The organism is Streptomyces sp. V3I8 (assembly GCF_030817535.1).
GTDB lineage: Bacteria > Actinomycetota > Actinomycetes > Streptomycetales > Streptomycetaceae > Streptomyces.
Genome location: NZ_JAUSZL010000002.1, coordinates 8261103 through 8276099, shown reverse-complemented (window position 1 = coordinate 8276099; position 14997 = coordinate 8261103). Strand labels below are relative to the sequence as shown.

The 14997-nt window shown below is 72.8% G+C and carries 14 protein-coding genes; 8 read left to right on the top strand and 6 right to left on the bottom strand.

Annotation, left to right across the window (positions count from 1 at the left end; genetic code table 11):
* Positions 1 to 66: 66 nt before the first annotated feature.
* The gene (locus QFZ75_RS36600; RefSeq protein WP_307543729.1) at positions 67 to 1284 is read right to left on the bottom strand and encodes an FAD-dependent monooxygenase; all 1218 of its coding nucleotides are present in this window, start codon (positions 1282 to 1284) and stop codon (positions 67 to 69) included.
* A 206-nt stretch (positions 1285 to 1490) separates the two neighbouring features.
* On the opposite strand from QFZ75_RS36600, the gene QFZ75_RS36595 reads away from it, so the two are divergent.
* Positions 1491 to 1814 (top strand): YkvA family protein, encoded by a 324-nt coding sequence (locus tag QFZ75_RS36595; RefSeq protein ID WP_307543728.1) that lies wholly within the window; start codon positions 1491 to 1493, stop codon positions 1812 to 1814.
* A 13-nt stretch (positions 1815 to 1827) separates the two neighbouring features.
* Positions 1828 to 2574, top strand: a complete 747-nt coding sequence (locus QFZ75_RS36590) for an MBL fold metallo-hydrolase (RefSeq protein ID WP_307543727.1) — start codon at positions 1828 to 1830, stop codon at positions 2572 to 2574.
* Positions 2575 to 2689: 115 nt separating this feature from the next.
* Here QFZ75_RS36590 and QFZ75_RS36585 read toward each other — a convergent pair whose 3' ends face one another.
* On the bottom strand, positions 2690 to 3673 hold the full coding sequence (locus QFZ75_RS36585; protein WP_307543726.1) for an aldo/keto reductase: 984 nt from the start codon (positions 3671 to 3673) through the stop codon (positions 2690 to 2692).
* Positions 3674 to 3924: 251 nt separating this feature from the next.
* Between QFZ75_RS36585 and QFZ75_RS36580 the strand changes: the two genes are divergently transcribed.
* The 4 genes from QFZ75_RS36580 (at position 3925) to QFZ75_RS36565 (ending at position 8249) form a co-directional block, all read left to right on the top strand.
* The gene (locus QFZ75_RS36580) at positions 3925 to 5196 is read left to right on the top strand and encodes a serine hydrolase domain-containing protein (RefSeq protein WP_373465996.1); all 1272 of its coding nucleotides are present in this window, start codon (positions 3925 to 3927) and stop codon (positions 5194 to 5196) included.
* 100 nt (positions 5197 to 5296) lie between these two features.
* Entirely contained in the window at positions 5297 to 6595 is a 1299-nt protein-coding gene (locus QFZ75_RS36575) for a CAP domain-containing protein (protein ID WP_307543724.1), read from the top strand.
* A 154-nt stretch (positions 6596 to 6749) separates the two neighbouring features.
* On the top strand, positions 6750 to 7757 hold the full coding sequence (locus QFZ75_RS36570; RefSeq protein ID WP_307543723.1) for a cation diffusion facilitator family transporter: 1008 nt from the start codon (positions 6750 to 6752) through the stop codon (positions 7755 to 7757).
* Between the two features lie 66 nt (positions 7758 to 7823).
* Positions 7824 to 8249 carry a RodZ family helix-turn-helix domain-containing protein gene (locus tag QFZ75_RS36565; RefSeq protein ID WP_307543722.1) on the top strand — a complete coding sequence of 142 codons (426 nt, stop codon included), beginning with the start codon at positions 7824 to 7826 and terminating at the stop codon, positions 8247 to 8249.
* 37 nt (positions 8250 to 8286) lie between these two features.
* On the opposite strand, the gene QFZ75_RS36560 is transcribed toward QFZ75_RS36565, so the two are convergent.
* From QFZ75_RS36560 to QFZ75_RS36545, 4 genes are all read right to left on the bottom strand, one after another.
* On the bottom strand, positions 8287 to 8892 hold the full coding sequence (locus QFZ75_RS36560) for a ClpP family protease (protein WP_307543721.1): 606 nt from the start codon (positions 8890 to 8892) through the stop codon (positions 8287 to 8289).
* Position 8893: 1 nt separating this feature from the next.
* Positions 8894 to 9571, bottom strand: a complete 678-nt coding sequence (locus QFZ75_RS36555) for an ATP-dependent Clp protease proteolytic subunit (RefSeq protein WP_307543720.1) — start codon at positions 9569 to 9571, stop codon at positions 8894 to 8896.
* A 140-nt stretch (positions 9572 to 9711) separates the two neighbouring features.
* Positions 9712 to 10449 (bottom strand): GntR family transcriptional regulator, encoded by a 738-nt coding sequence (locus QFZ75_RS36550; RefSeq protein WP_307543719.1) that lies wholly within the window; start codon positions 10447 to 10449, stop codon positions 9712 to 9714.
* A 27-nt stretch (positions 10450 to 10476) separates the two neighbouring features.
* The gene (locus QFZ75_RS36545; RefSeq protein WP_307543718.1) at positions 10477 to 12684 is read right to left on the bottom strand and encodes an alpha-N-acetylglucosaminidase; all 2208 of its coding nucleotides are present in this window, start codon (positions 12682 to 12684) and stop codon (positions 10477 to 10479) included.
* Positions 12685 to 12875: 191 nt separating this feature from the next.
* On the opposite strand from QFZ75_RS36545, the gene QFZ75_RS36540 reads away from it, so the two are divergent.
* Positions 12876 to 13610 (top strand): sugar isomerase domain-containing protein, encoded by a 735-nt coding sequence (locus QFZ75_RS36540; protein ID WP_307543717.1) that lies wholly within the window; start codon positions 12876 to 12878, stop codon positions 13608 to 13610.
* A 38-nt stretch (positions 13611 to 13648) separates the two neighbouring features.
* Entirely contained in the window at positions 13649 to 14995 is a 1347-nt protein-coding gene (locus QFZ75_RS36535) for an ABC transporter substrate-binding protein (protein WP_307543716.1), read from the top strand.
* The last annotated feature ends 2 nt before the right edge of the window (positions 14996 to 14997 follow it).

Genomic DNA, 14997 nt, shown 5'->3' with positions numbered 1-14997 from the left:
CGCGCATCTCCCGGCCCGTCGGCAACACCGCCTTTCCCGCCGTTCGCACCGTTTGTTGACGAATCATCAGTTCTTCGTTCCGTGCAGGGTCCGTGCCACCCTGGGGCCCAGCCAGCGCTTGAGCCTGCGCAGGGACTCGAGCCGTCCCGCCGCGCGGTCGATCCGGTAGTAGAGCTGCGGCGGCACATACGGCAGCAGCGGTGAGTGCCGCTGGCCCAGGAGCGCGAACATCTGCGCCGGGGGCAGGGTGATGTAGCGCGGCAGGTTCTCGTACCACTGGGCGCTGTGGCGGGCCGCGCTCTGCACGGACAGCAGCGCCGACCTGCGTTCGCTCTCGTACGCGGCGAGCGCCGGGGCGAGTCCGGCCGGCCCGTCCCCCGATCGCGTACGCAGGGCGCCGGCCAGGGCGATGGCGTCCTCCAGCGCGAGGGTGGTGCCCGCCCCGATGGAGTAGTGGGTGGTGTGGGCGGCGTCGCCGAGCAGGACGACGTTGCCGTGGGACCAGCTCCGGTTGGTCAGGGTGCGGAAGTGCAGCCACTGCGCGCTGCCGCCCGCGGTCGCCCGGCCGATCAGCCGGTGGCCATCCAGCAGCTTGACGAAGAGCTGTTCGAGGAGGACCAGTCCTTCGGCCTCGTCGGCCCGGTCGAGGCCGAGGCCCCTCCATGTCTCGGGCGAGCACTCGACGACGCAGGTGCTGCGGTCCTCGCTGAACCCGTAGGCGTAGCACCAGATCCAGCCGTGCGGTGTCTCCACGAAGGCGAAGGTGAAGGCGTCGAAGACCTTCGTGGTGCCCAGCCAGATGTAGGTGTTCCGGCCGAGTGCGACGTCGGTGCCGAAGTGCTCCGCGTAGCGTTCGCGGACCCCGCTGCGGACACCGTCGCAGGCGACGACGAGGTCGGCGTCGGGCAGTGCGGCCCCGGCGGCGATCTCGTCCTCGAACTCGACGCGCACGCCGAGGGAGCGGGCCCGGCCGGCGAGAATGTCCAGCAGCCGGCCGCGGCCGATGCCGAAGCCCTCGTCGCCGTGGTGCGTGGTCGTACGGTCGCCGACGTGCGCGACACCGTCGCTCCAGCGGACCGAGTTCTCCCGTACGGCACACGCCGACTCGGGATCCCCGGCCTCCAGTTCCTCCAGCAGGCTCCCCCAGTACGTCACCCCCCAGCCGTACGTCGAACCGGCCGGGTTGCGTTCGTGGACCGTGATCTCGTGGTCCGGGTCCTGACACTTCATCAGGATCGAGAGGTACAGGCCGGCGGGGCCGCCGCCGACACAGGCGATCTTCACGCGCACATCCCACGGTTCGCTCGGGCGCCCACCCGGTCGTTCACACCGGGTGGCCGGTCAGAAGCACAGGGTAAGGGGGCGGTGGACGGTGTTCCGGCGTACCGTGCCGCGTGTCGGGGCGGCCCGGCTGTGACGACGGGGCGAACCTGGGCATGCGTACAGGAGTACGTGAGTACGGAAGTACCGGTCGCGCCAGGGAAGGGCTCATGGACACCAACACGTGGATTGTGGTTCTCGTCGTCGCGGCGGTGCTGGCGGCGGCGCTCGCCACCGCGGTCGTCCTCACCGTCCGGCTGGTCCGCACCCGCAGGAACCTGCGCAGGGCCGGGTTGCCGACCGGCCCCAAGTGGGTCTTCTGGGGCGCGATCGCCTATGTCGTGCTGCCGACCGATCTGATGCCCGACCCGGCCTACTTCGACGACATCGCCGTGCTGCTCCTGGCGTTGCGGTCGATGCGGGCGTCGTCGGACCCCCTGCGCCGGGGCGGCCACGAGTCTGCTTGGCTGGACCGGTCGGACAAGGACCTCTAGGTTCGGAACACTCATGCAGACAGACATCCGTCGGGTCACCGACGGCATCCATCTCGTGCACGGCAGCAACACCAACTGGGTGATACTCACCGAGGGGGACGCCCTCACCCTCGTGGACACCGGCTACCCCGGCGACCGCGAGCAGGTCCTCGCGTCGCTCGCCGCCGTGGGCGGTTCACCCGAAGCGGTCACGGCCGTCCTGGTGACGCACGCCCACAACGACCATCTCGGATCGGCCGAGTACTTCAGCAGCACCTACGGCACGCCGGTCTACACGCACGAGGCCGAAGTCCCGCACGCGCGGAGGGACTTCCTCCACCAGGTGTCCGTGGGAACGGTCCTGAAGAACGCCTGGCGGCCCGGTGTGGTGCCGTGGTCCGTGCACGCGCTGCGGTCCGGCGGCACGGCCCACGTCCCGGTGTCCGGGCCGCGCGCGTTCCCCGGCGAGGGGCCGCTCGACCTGCCCGGCCGTCCCGTCCCCGTGCACACCCCCGGGCACACGGACGGACACTGCGCCTTCCACCTGCCCGAGGCGGGGGTGGTCATCTCGGGCGACGGGCTGGTCAGCGGGCACCCGACCTCGCGCGTGACGGGGCCGCAGCTGCTGCCCGGCATGTTCCACCGCGACCGGAGCCGGACACTGGCCTCGCTGGACGCGTTCGAGGCGCTGGCGGGCGACGTCCTGCTGCCCGGACACGGGCCCGTGCACCGGGGTTCGGTGCGGGAGGCCGCGCGGCGGGCGCGGGACCGGGCGGTCTGACCGGTCCCGGTCCCGGCTCCGGCCGTCGGCGCCGGGTGCCGGGGTCGGTTACCCGGCTGCGGTCCGCCCGGGGCCGGCCGCGCGGTTCCCCGCGCCCCTGCCGGGGCGGGGGCGGCTACCAGCGGGATTCGACCTGGGTCCTGATGCGGCGGTCGTACAGGTCCGTGATCGCCGCCAGGGTGTCCGGCGACAGGGGAGGGAGCTTGCCGGCCGCCGCGTTGGCGCGGGCCTGCTCCGGGGAGCGGGCGCCCGGGATGACCGTGGTCACGCCCGGCTGCTGGACGATCCACGCCAGCGCGAGCTGCGCCGGGCTCACCCCTTCCGGAGCGAGCGCGGAGAACTCGGCCGCCGCCTCCACCCCGGTGGCGTAGTCGACGCCGGAGAAGGTCTCCCCCTGGTCGAACGCCTCACCGTGCCGGTTGAACGTCCGGTGGTCGTTCTGCGCGAACACCGTGTCCTTCGTGTACTTGCCCGACAGCAGCCCGGAAGCCAGCGGAACGCGGGCGATGATGCCGACCCCGGCCTCCCGCGCCGCGGGCAGCACCCGCTGCAGCGGCTTCATCCGGAACGGGTTGAGGATGATCTGCACACTCGCCACCCCGGGCCGGGCGATCGCGGTCAGCGCCTCGTCGGCCGTCTCCACGCTCACCCCGTACGCGGCGATCCGCTCCTCCTCGACCAGCGTGTCGAGCGCGTCGAACACCTCGTCCGACGAGTACACCGGGGTCGGCGGGCAGTGCAGCTGCACCAGGTCGAGCCGGTCGACACCGAGGTTGCGGCGCGAACGGTCGTTCCAGGCACGGAAGTTGTCCAGGACGTAGTTCTCCGGGACCTGGTCCGCCCGGCGGCCCATCTTCGTCGCGACCAGCACGTGCAGGTCGGGCCGGCTGCGCAGGAACGTCGCGATGGTCTCCTCGCTGCGCCCGTCCCCGTACACGTCGGCGGTGTCGAAGAAGGTCACCCCCGACTCCGCGGCGGCCTCCAGGACCGCCAGGGCGTCCTTGTCGTCCACGTCGCCCCAGTCGGCACCCAGTTGCCAGGTGCCGAGTCCGACGACCGATGCGTGCTGTCCTGACCTGCTGAATTCTCGCTCGTCCATGGGGTCAGTCTGGCACCCGCCCGGGGCCGCGCGGGACGCCGCCCCCGGGCGAGTCGTCCGAGGTCCCGCCGTTCGGCCCGCCGGCACGGCCGTCACCACGACACCCGGGAATTCACCTCCGCCGATGCAACCGACAGGCGGATCGGACGCGTACAAGAGGGTGCCGACGTCGCGACCCGCGGCGCGGCACGCATCCGGATCCGCCCGGCGGACGACGATCCGACGGTTCGACGACTTGGAGAACGACACAGATGGTCTCAGGAATGACGGTCAGGGGTACGGCGGCACTGGGAGCGGTCCTGCTCTGCGTCCTGGCCGTTCCCGCCCAGGCGGCGACCGCGGCGCCGGCCGACGTGGACGGCCGGTCGGCACAGGGGAGTTCGGGACGGACGGCCGGGGAGCTCGCGGCGCCCGACATGGCGGGGCTGCGCGAGGTGCTGCGCACCGCGCTGACGCAGGGGGCGCCCGGCGCCATCGCGCGCGTCGACGACGACGGCACGGTCCGCGAGGTGGCCGAGGGGGTCGCGGACAGGGTCACCGGACGGGCCATCGCCAACGCCGACCGCTTCCGGGTCGGCAGTGTCACGAAGAGCTTCTCCGCGGTGGTCCTGCTGCAGCTGGTCGACGAGGGCGCGCTCGACCTGGACACCCCGGTCAACACGTACCTGCCGGGGCTGCTGCCCGACGACCGCATCACGGTGCGCCATGTGCTGAGCCACCGCAGCGGGCTGTACGACTACACCAACGACATGTTCGCCGACACGGTCCCGGGCTTCGAGGCCGTGCGCAACAAGGTGTTCAGCTACCAGGAACTGGTGGACCTGTCCCTGAAGCAGCCCCTCGGCAACGCGCCGGGCGCCGCCTACGCGTACTCCAACACCAACTTCGTCGTCGCGGGCATGCTCATCGAGAAGCTGACGGGCACGTCCGTGCAGTCCGCGTACAAGAGCCGCATCATCAAGCCGCTCGGCCTGCGCGACACCTCCTACGTGCACCCGAGGACGACGATCGCCGGGCGGCACGCCAACGGCTACCTCCCGCCCGACGTGGCCGACGGGACGCTCGTCGACTCGACCGAGCAGACCGTCTCGTGGGCGCAGAGCGCGGGCGCGGTCATCTCCAGCACCCGCGACCTGGACACCTTCTTCTCGGCCCTGCTGCGCGGGAAGCTGACGTCGGCCGCGCAGCTCGCGCAGATGCAGCAGTGGACACCCGTCAACAGCACGCAGGGGTACGGGCTCGGCCTGCGCCGGCGTGACCTGTCGTGCGGGGTGTCGGTGTACGGCCACACGGGCACCGTGCAGGGCTACTACACGTACGCGTTCACGTCGAAGGACGGCAGGCGCAGTGTCACGGCGCTCGCCAACACGTCGAACAACGGGACCGTGCTGAACACCATGGCCCGCACGCTGGAGTCGGCGTTCTGCGGCAAGCCGGCGACGGCCCCGGCGGCCGCCTCCGCCCGCGCCGGGGCACCCGTGGAGCGGTACGAGGACATCGCGCCCCAGGTCGCCCGCGACTGACCGGCGCCGGGCGCCCGGAACCCGCGCACACCCCTGGGGCGTTGTCCGGTCGGCATCCCCGGGGGGCGCAGGGTGATCCGGCACGGCGACGGGCGGCACGATGAGCGAGTTGGTTCCCGGTGGCAACCTGGCGCTGCCCGGTGGTGTCCTGACCCTCCGGGTGCCCGGCCCGTTCGACGTGTCGGCGCTCGTGACGGACGACGGCGGCCGGGTGCGCGACGACGGCGACTTCGTGTTCTACAACCAGCCGGCCGCGCCCGGTGCGCGCCTGGGCGGGGAGGCCCTCACGGTCGATCCGGCCGCGCTGCGGGCCGGGGCGAGCCGCGTCACCGTCGTCGTCAGCCCGGCCGAGCCCGGCATTCCGCTGGGCCGGCTCCCCGCGCCGGCCCTGCTGGTCACCGGCCCGGACGGCCGCCCCCTGGCCCGCTTCACGCCGCCGCGCCCGCAGCACGAGACCGTGCTGCTGCTCGCGGAGATCTACCGCCGCGGCCCCGTCTGGAAGCTGCGCGCGCTGGGCCAGGGCTACGCCGACGGGCTGGCGGGGATCGCCCGGGACTTCGGCGTCGAGGTGGCCGAGGACACCGCCGGTTCCGCAGCCGCGGGAGCGGACGGCGCCGATCCCGTCGCCGGCGGGTTTCTGCGGCTCGTGAACTCCGCCCGCGCCGGCGCCGGGTCCCCGCCCGTCGTCCTCGACGCGCGGCTGACCGCCGCCGCGCGGGCGCACTGCGGGGGGATGGCGGAGCGCGGACGCCTCGGCTCCGAAGGCGCGGACGGGATCTCCCTGTACCAGCGCGTCACCGCCGGGGGCTACGCCTATCTCCCGATCGGCGAGCACCTCGTCTCGGGGCCGCGCGACGCGGCGGAGTTCGTGGAGTACTGCCTCTCGGGCGACCGGTCCCGGCGTACGGTCCGGGACCCGGCGTTCACCGAGGCCGGTGTGGCGTGTGTGACCGACGGCCGGTCCGGGACGCCGTACTGGACGGCCGTGTGGGCCGGGCCCCTGACCCCCGCCGGGCTGGCGCGGACCGCCGCCGAGGTCCTCGCGCTCACCAACGCCGAGCGGGCCGCGGCCGGACTGCCGCCCCTGGCCGGCGACCCCCTGCTGGCCGGGGCGGCGCAGGCGCACAGCACGGACATGGTGGCCCGTGCCTTCTACTCCCACACCTCCCCCGACGGCAGCGAGCCCTGGCACCGGGCCGCCGCCGCGGGCAGCACCCGCCGCACCGTCGGCGAGAACATCGCCTGCGGCCAGCGCTCCCCCGCCGAGGTCGTGCGCGGCTGGATGGACAGCCCCGGCCACCGCGCCAACATCCTCAAACCCGCCTTCACCCACCTGGGCGTCGGCTTCGCGGGCGGCGGTTCGGCGGGCACGTACTGGACACAGCTCTTCGGAGCCTGACCCCGAACCTCTCCCCCGTCCGCCGTCGCCGCAGGTCAGGCGCGGATTAACGATGATGACAACGGTCACCGGTGCAGCCTTTGCCGATCTCCGCCAGGTGCGCTTCACTGCGGATGTCGGGCACCCGTCGGACACCGGAGCGAGGGGGACACTCATGACCAGCGCACACCACGGCCACGAGCACGGGGCGGGCGGGCACACGGGGCACTCGCACGGTGTCACCGCGGACGCGGACCGCCGCTGGCTCGCGATCGCGCTGACACTGATCGCCTCGTTCATGGCGGTCGAGGTCGTCATCGGCGTCGTCGCCCGGTCGCTCGCCCTGATCTCCGACGCCGCCCACATGCTCACCGACGCGGTGTCCATCGTGCTGGCGCTGATCGCGATGCGGCTGGCCGAGCGGCCGGCCCGCGGCGGTTTCACGTACGGCCTGAAGCGGGCCGAGATCCTCTCCGCCCAGGCGAACGGCCTGACCCTGCTGCTGCTCGGCGCCTGGCTGGCGTACGAGGCGGTGCGGCGGCTGTTCGAGCCGCCCGAGGTGGCGGGCGGGCTGATGTTCTGCACGGCCCTGGCGGGCATCGCGGTGAACGTGGCGGCGGCCTGGTGCATCTCGAAGGCCAACCGCACCTCCCTCAACGTCGAAGGGGCCTACCAGCACATCCTCAACGACCTGTTCGCGTTCGTGGGCACCGCGGTCGCGGGTCTCGTGGTGCTGCTGACCGGCTTCGCACGGGCCGACGCGATCGCCACGCTGGTCGTGGTGGCCCTCATGGTCAAGGCCGGCTACGGGCTCGTACGGGAGTCGGGGCGGATCTTCCTCGAGGCGGCGCCCGCGCATCTGGACCCGGACACGATCGGGGACCGGCTGGCCGCGCACACCTCCGTCTCCGAGGTGCACGACCTGCACGTGTGGACGATCACGTCGGGACAGCCCGCGCTGTCCGCGCACGTCCTGGTCGAGCCCGTGGCGGACTGCCACACGGTCCGCCGGGACCTGGAGAAGATCCTGCAGTGCGACTACGAGATCGGCCACACCACCCTCCAGGTCGACCACGCCCCGGCGGCCGTCCTGGAGGTCCGCACCGGCGCCGGCCGCGGCGACGACGCCCACTGCGAGGCGGCACACGGTCCGGTGCACCGGGACGAACCGCACCTGCACTAGGGGGATTCGCCGAGGGCTGAACGCGGTGGGCTCCCTGAAACCGGTCGCGCTTCCTAGGGTGGAGGGGTGAGCAGCCACGCGTCCGACCGAGCCCGCGTCATTCCCCTGCGACCCGTTCCGGCGCGACCGGCCGAGCCGCCGAAAGCGGTCGAGGAGCCGCCGGCGGCGCCTCGGGAACCGCTGTGGCGGGACGTCGTGGGGGACGTCCTGCGGCGTGAGCGGCTGGCTCAGGAACGGACGCTGAAGGACGTGGCCGACGCGGCGCGCATCTCGATGCCGTACCTTTCCGAGCTGGAGCGCGGCCGCAAGGAGGCCTCGTCCGAGGTCCTCGCGGCCGCCGCCCACGCGCTCGGTCTCGGCCTCGCCGACCTGCTGGCCCTGACGCACCGCCGCCTCGTGCGCCCGGCGCAGCCGCGCCCGCTGCGGTCCCGTACCGCGCCGCACCGCACGGAGGCGAGCCTCCGGTCGGGCTCCGTCCTGCTCGCCGCCTGACCCGCGCCGGCGACCGCGCCGCCTGAGAGAGATGCCCTCAGGCGGCGGCCGCCAGGCGCCGGCCCAGCACCTCGTCGGCGAGTCCGTACGCCACCGCCTCCTGTGCGGTGAAGACCTTGTCGCGGTCCATGTCGGCGCGCAGGGTCTCGACGGGGTGGTGGGTGTGCAGGGACAGCACCTCCTCGACCTGCGAGCGGATCCGCAGCATCTCCTTGGCCTGCAGGCTCAGGTCGGAGACGGTGCCCTGCGCCCCGCCGCTCGCGGGCTGGCCGAGCAGCACCCGCGCGTGTTCCAGGATGAAGCGCCGTCCCGGGTCTCCCCCCGCCAGGAGCACCGCCGCGGTGGAGGAGGCCTGTCCGACGCAGAACGTCGAGATGGGCGCGCCGACGTAGCTCATCGTGTCGTAGATCGCCATGAGCGAGGTGAACGAGCCGCCGGGCGAGTTGAGGTAGATCGCGATCTCCTGCTCGGGGGCCGCCGACTCGAGATGGAGCAGCTGGGCGATGACGACGTTGGCCACCCCGTCGTCGATCTCGGTGCCGAGAAAGATGATCCGCTCGGACAGCAGCCGGCTGTAGACGTCGTAGGTGCGCTCGCCCTGCGGGGTGCGCTCGACGACGTTCGGGATCGTGTACTGGCCCATGTCAGAGTCCCATCCGTCGCTTCGAGGCCGCCGGGCGTACGTCGTCGAGGGCTTCGACGACCCGGTCGACCATGCCGTACTCCCGTGCCTGTTCGGCCGTGAACCAGCGGTCGCGGTCGCCGTCGCGGGAGATCGTCTCCGCGCTCCGGCCGGTGTGCTCGGCGGTGATGCGCTCGATGGTCTCCTTGGTGAACTGCAGGTTCTCGGCCTGGATGGCGATGTCGGCGGTCGTCCCGCCGATGCCGGCCGACGGCTGGTGCATCATGATGCGCGCGTTCGGCAGCGAGTAACGCTTGCCCGGGGTGCCGACGGTGAGCAGGAACTGCCCCATGCTGGCGGCGAACCCCATGGCCAGGGTCGCCACGTCGTTGGGGATGAGCCGCATGGTGTCGTAGATGGCGAGGCCCGCGTGGACGGATCCGCCGGGGCTGTTGATGTAGAGGCCGATGTCGGTGCGCGGGTCCTCCGCCGAGAGCAGGAGCAGCTGCGCGCAGATCCGGTTCGCGGAGACCTCGTCGACCTGGGTGCCGAGGAAGACGATGCGCTGGTTGAGGAGCTGGGCGGCGAGGTGGTCGTCGAAGCGGGAGGGCGGGGTGTCCCCCTCCTCGGCCCGTGGCGCGTGGGCCGGGGCCCGGCCGGAGCCGGGTCCGGAGTCGAGCCGGGTGCTGATGAGTGCCATCGGTCCTCCTGGTGGTGACGCGGCCGGGTGCGCCGCGGTGTCCCCACCCTCGGCCCGCCGGCGGCGGCGCGGAAGGAATCTCGGCCCGCAGCAGATTCGCCGACAGCAGAGCGGGCCCGGGCTGATCCGGAAGAAACGCCCTAGACCGTCACCACCAGCGAGAACTCGTACAGGTCGCCCCGGCACAGCGACTCCCCGTACTCCACGACGTGGCCCGTCCCGTCGTACGCGGTGCGGCGGACCAGCAGGGCGGCGGAGCCCTCCTTGACGCCGAGCAGGTGCGCCTGGCGGCCGGTCACGTTCACCGCGCGGATCTGCTGGGTGGCGCGCACCACCCGGACGCCCTGGGTGAGCTGCAGGGCTTCGGAGAGCGAGCCCTTCAGGAGGGATTCGTCCAGGTCCGGGAACCGCTCGGCGGAGAGGTAGACCGTCTCGACGCAGATGGGGAAGCCGTCGCCGAGGCGCAGCCGTTCGATGCGGTGCAGGGTGGTGCCGGGGTCGACGCCCAGCGCCGTGGAGTGGTGCAGGTCCGCCTCGACGAGTTCCGTGGACAGGAGTTCGGCGCTGGGCCGGTAGCCGCGCGAGCGCAGGTCCTCGGAGAACGAGGTGAGGGTCGACGTCTTGGTGATCCTGGGGTGCGAGACGAACGTACCGACGCCCCGCACGCTGCGGACGAGACCGTCCTCGCGGAGCGCCTGGAGCGCGCGCCGGGCGGTCGCCCTGCTGACGTCGTACCGCTCGGCGAGCTGCCGCTCGGTGGGCAGCGCCTCGTCGGGGCGCATCCCGGCGATGTCGGCCTGGAGCCGTCGCCGCAGCGCCTCGTGCTTGTAGGAGTCCGTCGTCGGGCCGTCGTCCGAGCGCCTGTCCTCGACCGTCACATTCACTCCGCGGTTCGCGCCTGTCCGCTACCGCCGTAGAACGCGGTAGCGGGGCATCAGAGTACGCACCACGTCAAGGGTCGACGCGGCGGTGTCCGGTCCCGGTGCCGTCGTCGCGCTCCGGGCGGCGACCCACCGTTCCTCCTGGGCGAGCAGCGACGCCTCGAACTCCTCGGGCCGGTAAGGGGATCCGGTCTCCAGCGCCCGGGCGATGTGCTCGTACCAGCTCCGCCAGCGCGGCAGGTGGAACGTGCGGACCAGACCGGCCCAGTGGCGGCCGGAGTAGTCGTGCAGTCTGCCGCGGGTGTGGCCCCAGAGGGTGAGCAGGCGCCGTGCGTTGCCCTCGTACAGGTCGGCCTCGGCCTCGGTGGTGGCCCAGGCGCGGGCGTCGGCCAGCCAGGTGTCCAGCCGGTACTCGGGGCGGGTGGCGAGGAGGTCGTCCAGGTCAGCGACGGTGTCGAGCAGTTCGGCCGCGGCCCGGTGGAAGCGGCCGGCGTCCCGGGCCAGGGCCGCGTCCGCCGCCCGCCACTGCCGTGCGCACGCCGCGTGGGTGAGCACCTGGGCGGTGACGTCGCACAGGTCGCGGCCGAGCGGGCCGGCGCTGTCCTCCTTCGCCGCCTCGCCGGCGAGGAGCACCCACGCCTCGGCCAGACCGGGCGGCGGGTCGGGGGACGGCGGGTCGGCCAGGTGCACCGGCAGCTCGTGCCGCAGGTCGCCCTCCAGCGTGGGGCGGCCGATGACGACCGAGCCGGGCGGTCCGGGTCCGTCCGAGGCGTACACGCTGTCGTGCAGCAGTTCCCAGGCGCGCAGCAGCCCGGGGGTCGTACGGCCGTACCGGGCGCGGGTCCAGGTCTCCAGCCAGGCGTGCACGTCGTCGACGGCCCCCTGCCAGGCGACGTCCGCGAGCAGTTCGTACAGCACGGGGTCGCCGCCGAAGGCCTCCATGCCGGTGCCGGTCCCGGCCAGCGATCCGCCGTGTGCGTCGGCGCCCGCGCGGGCGGCGCCGGTCGCGATCTCGTCCAGTTTTCCGTAGAGACCGGGCCGTCCGCCGAGGCTGTGCAGCATGCACCACACCCAGGGCTTGCCCCGGTAGCCCTCGGTGCGCCGCCAGACCGGCCGGTGCTCGGCCCACAGGTCCAGGACCAGCATGCCGTCGTCCGGGACGGCGTCGAGGAAGGCTTGGGTGCGCGGCGGGGTCCAGTAGCGGGAGCGATAGGAGAAGGGCCAGGCCTGGAGCACCCAGGTGGCCCGGTCGTCCACCGCGGTCATGGTCCCGTGCACGGCCCGCGCGACCCGGGCGAGTTCGGCGGGGTCGGTCACCGGGGGCGTCGTCTCGATGAACGGGTCGGCGGCGTAGAGGTGGTCGGTGCCGAACAGCCGGGTCTGCTCGGTCAGCAGGATGGTGCCGAACTCCTCGAAGAGCGGGTCGCGCGGGTCCAGCATCCCGACCTCGAAGTCCCACCAGGGCAGGGTCGTCGACCGGGCGCCCCGGGCCTCGATCAGCTCGCGCGGCACGTGTCCGGAGAAGCCCTGGAGGACGGGTCGCATGCCCAGTTCCCGTTCCCGTTCCAGGATGCGGCGGCCGAGGCCGGTGTGCGCGTCGATCCAGCTCTGGGGCAGGGGGCCGGCCCAGCCGTCGAGCGAGGCGAGCCAGTTCCACGGCAGGTAGGCCGGCCCGCCGAGGAAGCGCCGGGCGGTCCCGTCGTCGAGGCCGACGGCCAGGAGGGCCCGTTGCCAGGCCGCCTCCAGACCGGTCATGGCCAGCGGTGTGGTCACCCCGTGCAGGGCCATCCAGTCGATGTGGCGCTGCCAGCGCGCCCAGTCCCAGAAGGCCGTGGTGTAGCCGAAGGTGCAGACGTTGAAGTGGTAGCGGTGCCGGTACGGGGAGGTCGTCCGGGCAGCCGTGCCGGTGCGCGGCAGCCGGTCCGGGAGCCGGGGGACGGGGGCGTCCCAGGTGATCTGCGTCCCGCAGGCGGTCCGCAGGTACCGGCGCAGCGCCGAGGCGACCGCGACACCGCTGGATCCGCGTAGGGTCACACCGCCCGGTCCGGCGTCGATCTCGTACCAGTCGGGCTCGTACCTGCCGGGCTCGTACCTGCCAGGCTCGTATCCGTCGGGTCCGCCGCCCGCGGGGACCACGTCGACGGTGAACTCCGCGGCCCGGTCCCCCAGGAGGCGCCCGAGCAGCTGCCGCGCGGCCACACCCTGCGCGTCCGGTTCCCCGAAAGGTGACATCGTCCGGACCACCCCTGTCGACTGTGGTACGTACCACGGGACCCAAGAAGCTAGACCCGCCACGCGGAGCGGTCAAGCAAGTCGACGGAACCAAGGCTTTGTTGTCCGCGGGGCTGGGCATCCCCGTACCCCACTGGTACGGTCCACAGCCATCCAGCGGCTCCGTTCGACACCCGGGTGGCCTCGACACGATGAACGCGGATCTCGCCTATTTCGCCGCACTCCAGGAGACCCTCACCACGCTGGCCGGCGCCGAGCGGCCCGCGATCGAGCGGGCCGCTCGGGCGGTCGCGGACAGTGTCACCGCCGGGGGCGTCGTCCACTACTTCGGCAGCGGCCACTCCCAGCTCGTCGCCGTCGAACCGCTGCAGCGCGCCGGAGGGCTCGCACCGGTGAACGTCATCGCCGACCCGGCGCTCTCCCCCGTCGCGCCGCGCCGCGCCGGCGCGGCCGAGCGCGTCAGCGGCTACGCCGCGGCGATCCTGCGCACGGCGGACATCAGGGCGGGTGAGGTGGTGGTGGTGATCTCCAACTCCGGGATCAACGCCGTACCCGTCGAATTCGCCCTGGGGGCACGGGAGTCGGGTGCGACCGTCGTCGCCGTCACCAGCCGGGCCCACTCGCTGGCCGCCGTGTCCCGGCACACCGGCGGGCAGCGCCTGCTCGACGTCGCCGACATCGTCATCGACACCCACGGCAGCCCCGGCGACACGGTGGTGCCGCTGGGCGGCCTGGCCGTCGGAGCCCTCTCCACGGTGCTGGGGGCGGCCCTGGTCAACGCGCTGACCTGCCGGGCGGCCCAGCTGCTGGCCGAGCACCACGGACAGGCGCCGCCGCTGATCGTCAGCCAGAACACCGACGCGGACGCCGAAGACCGCAACAGGACGTTGCTGGAACGGTTCCAGGATCGTTGTCCGAGGGGCTGACGCAGCGATCCGACCGACGAGACCACGCAAGGAGGCCGATGATGGACAGCACGTGCCGGGTACGCCGTCGCATCGCCGCGACGGTCTGCGCCGTCGCCCTCGTGCTCCCGCTCACCGCGTGCGAGGCGCTCACCCCGGGCAGCGCGACGGCGGTGCCGGGCCCCACCAGTGTGCCGTCCTCGACGGCCGTGCCGGACGGGGACGTGACCCTGCGGCTGCAGTTCGCGGACGCCCCCTTGATGGTCGACGCGCTGATCGCCGCGTTCGAGGAGGACCATCCCGACATCGCCGTCGAGCCGCAGTACAAGTCGTTCTCGGACTACGTCCAGAACCTCAGACTGACCATGACCTCCGACACCGCCCCCGACATCGCGCAGTACGCGGTCGGCATGACCGACCTCGCGGCGGACGGGCACATCCTCGACCTGGCGCCCTACCGGGAGGCGTACGGCTGGGACGAGGCCGTCCCCCCGGTCAGTCTCGACCAGCTCACCGCGGGCCGGACCAGCGAGGCCACCGGTGGACGGGCCCTGTTCGGGGTGCCGGCCGGTCTGTCGATGACGGGCCTCTACTACAACAAGGACCTCGCCCGGCGGGCCGGCATCGAGGCCCCGCCGAAGACGCTGGCGGAGTTCGAGGAGCAGCTGGCCGCGGCGAAGGACGCGGGGCTGACCCCGCTGGGCGTGGGCGCGCTCGACTCCGGCGGCCTGCACCTGTGGGCGGCCCTGCTCAACCAGCTGATGCCCACGGACGAGTACTGGGACTGGGTGAACGGCAGGAAGGGCGCCACGATGGAGAATCCGGCGGCGCTCAAGGCCAGTGAACTGATGATCGAGTGGGGCCGCAAGGGCTACTACGACGCGTCCGCGAACGGCACCGCGCAGGTCGACTCGACCGCCCGGTTCGCCAAGGGCGACAGTGTCTTCCTCGTCAACGGCAACTGGGCGGCCGGGCAGCTGGCCACCGTCATGGGGGACGACGTCGGCTTCTTCCCGATGCCCGGTGAGGAGGCGGGCTCCCCCACGGTCGCCTCGGGGTTCAGTGTCTCGTACGCCGTGTCCTCGCGGACCGAACACGCGGCGGCGGCAGGCGTGTTCCTCGATTTCCTGACCTCCCCCGAGGCGGGCCAGATCATCAGTGACAACGGTTTCCTGCCGCCCAATCCCGACGCCGTGAAGAAGCCGACGGGCGTGCTCGCGGACATCGCGGAGGGCCACCGGCGGGCCGTCGCCGACGACGGGATCACCACCTTCCCCGACTTCGCCGCGCCCGCGATGCTCGACCGGCTGCGCTCCGGCGTCCAGAAGCTCATCGCGGACCGTGTCACGCCCGCGGACTACCTCGACTCACTGCAGGACGAGTGGGAGGACCATCATGGCGAGTAGGC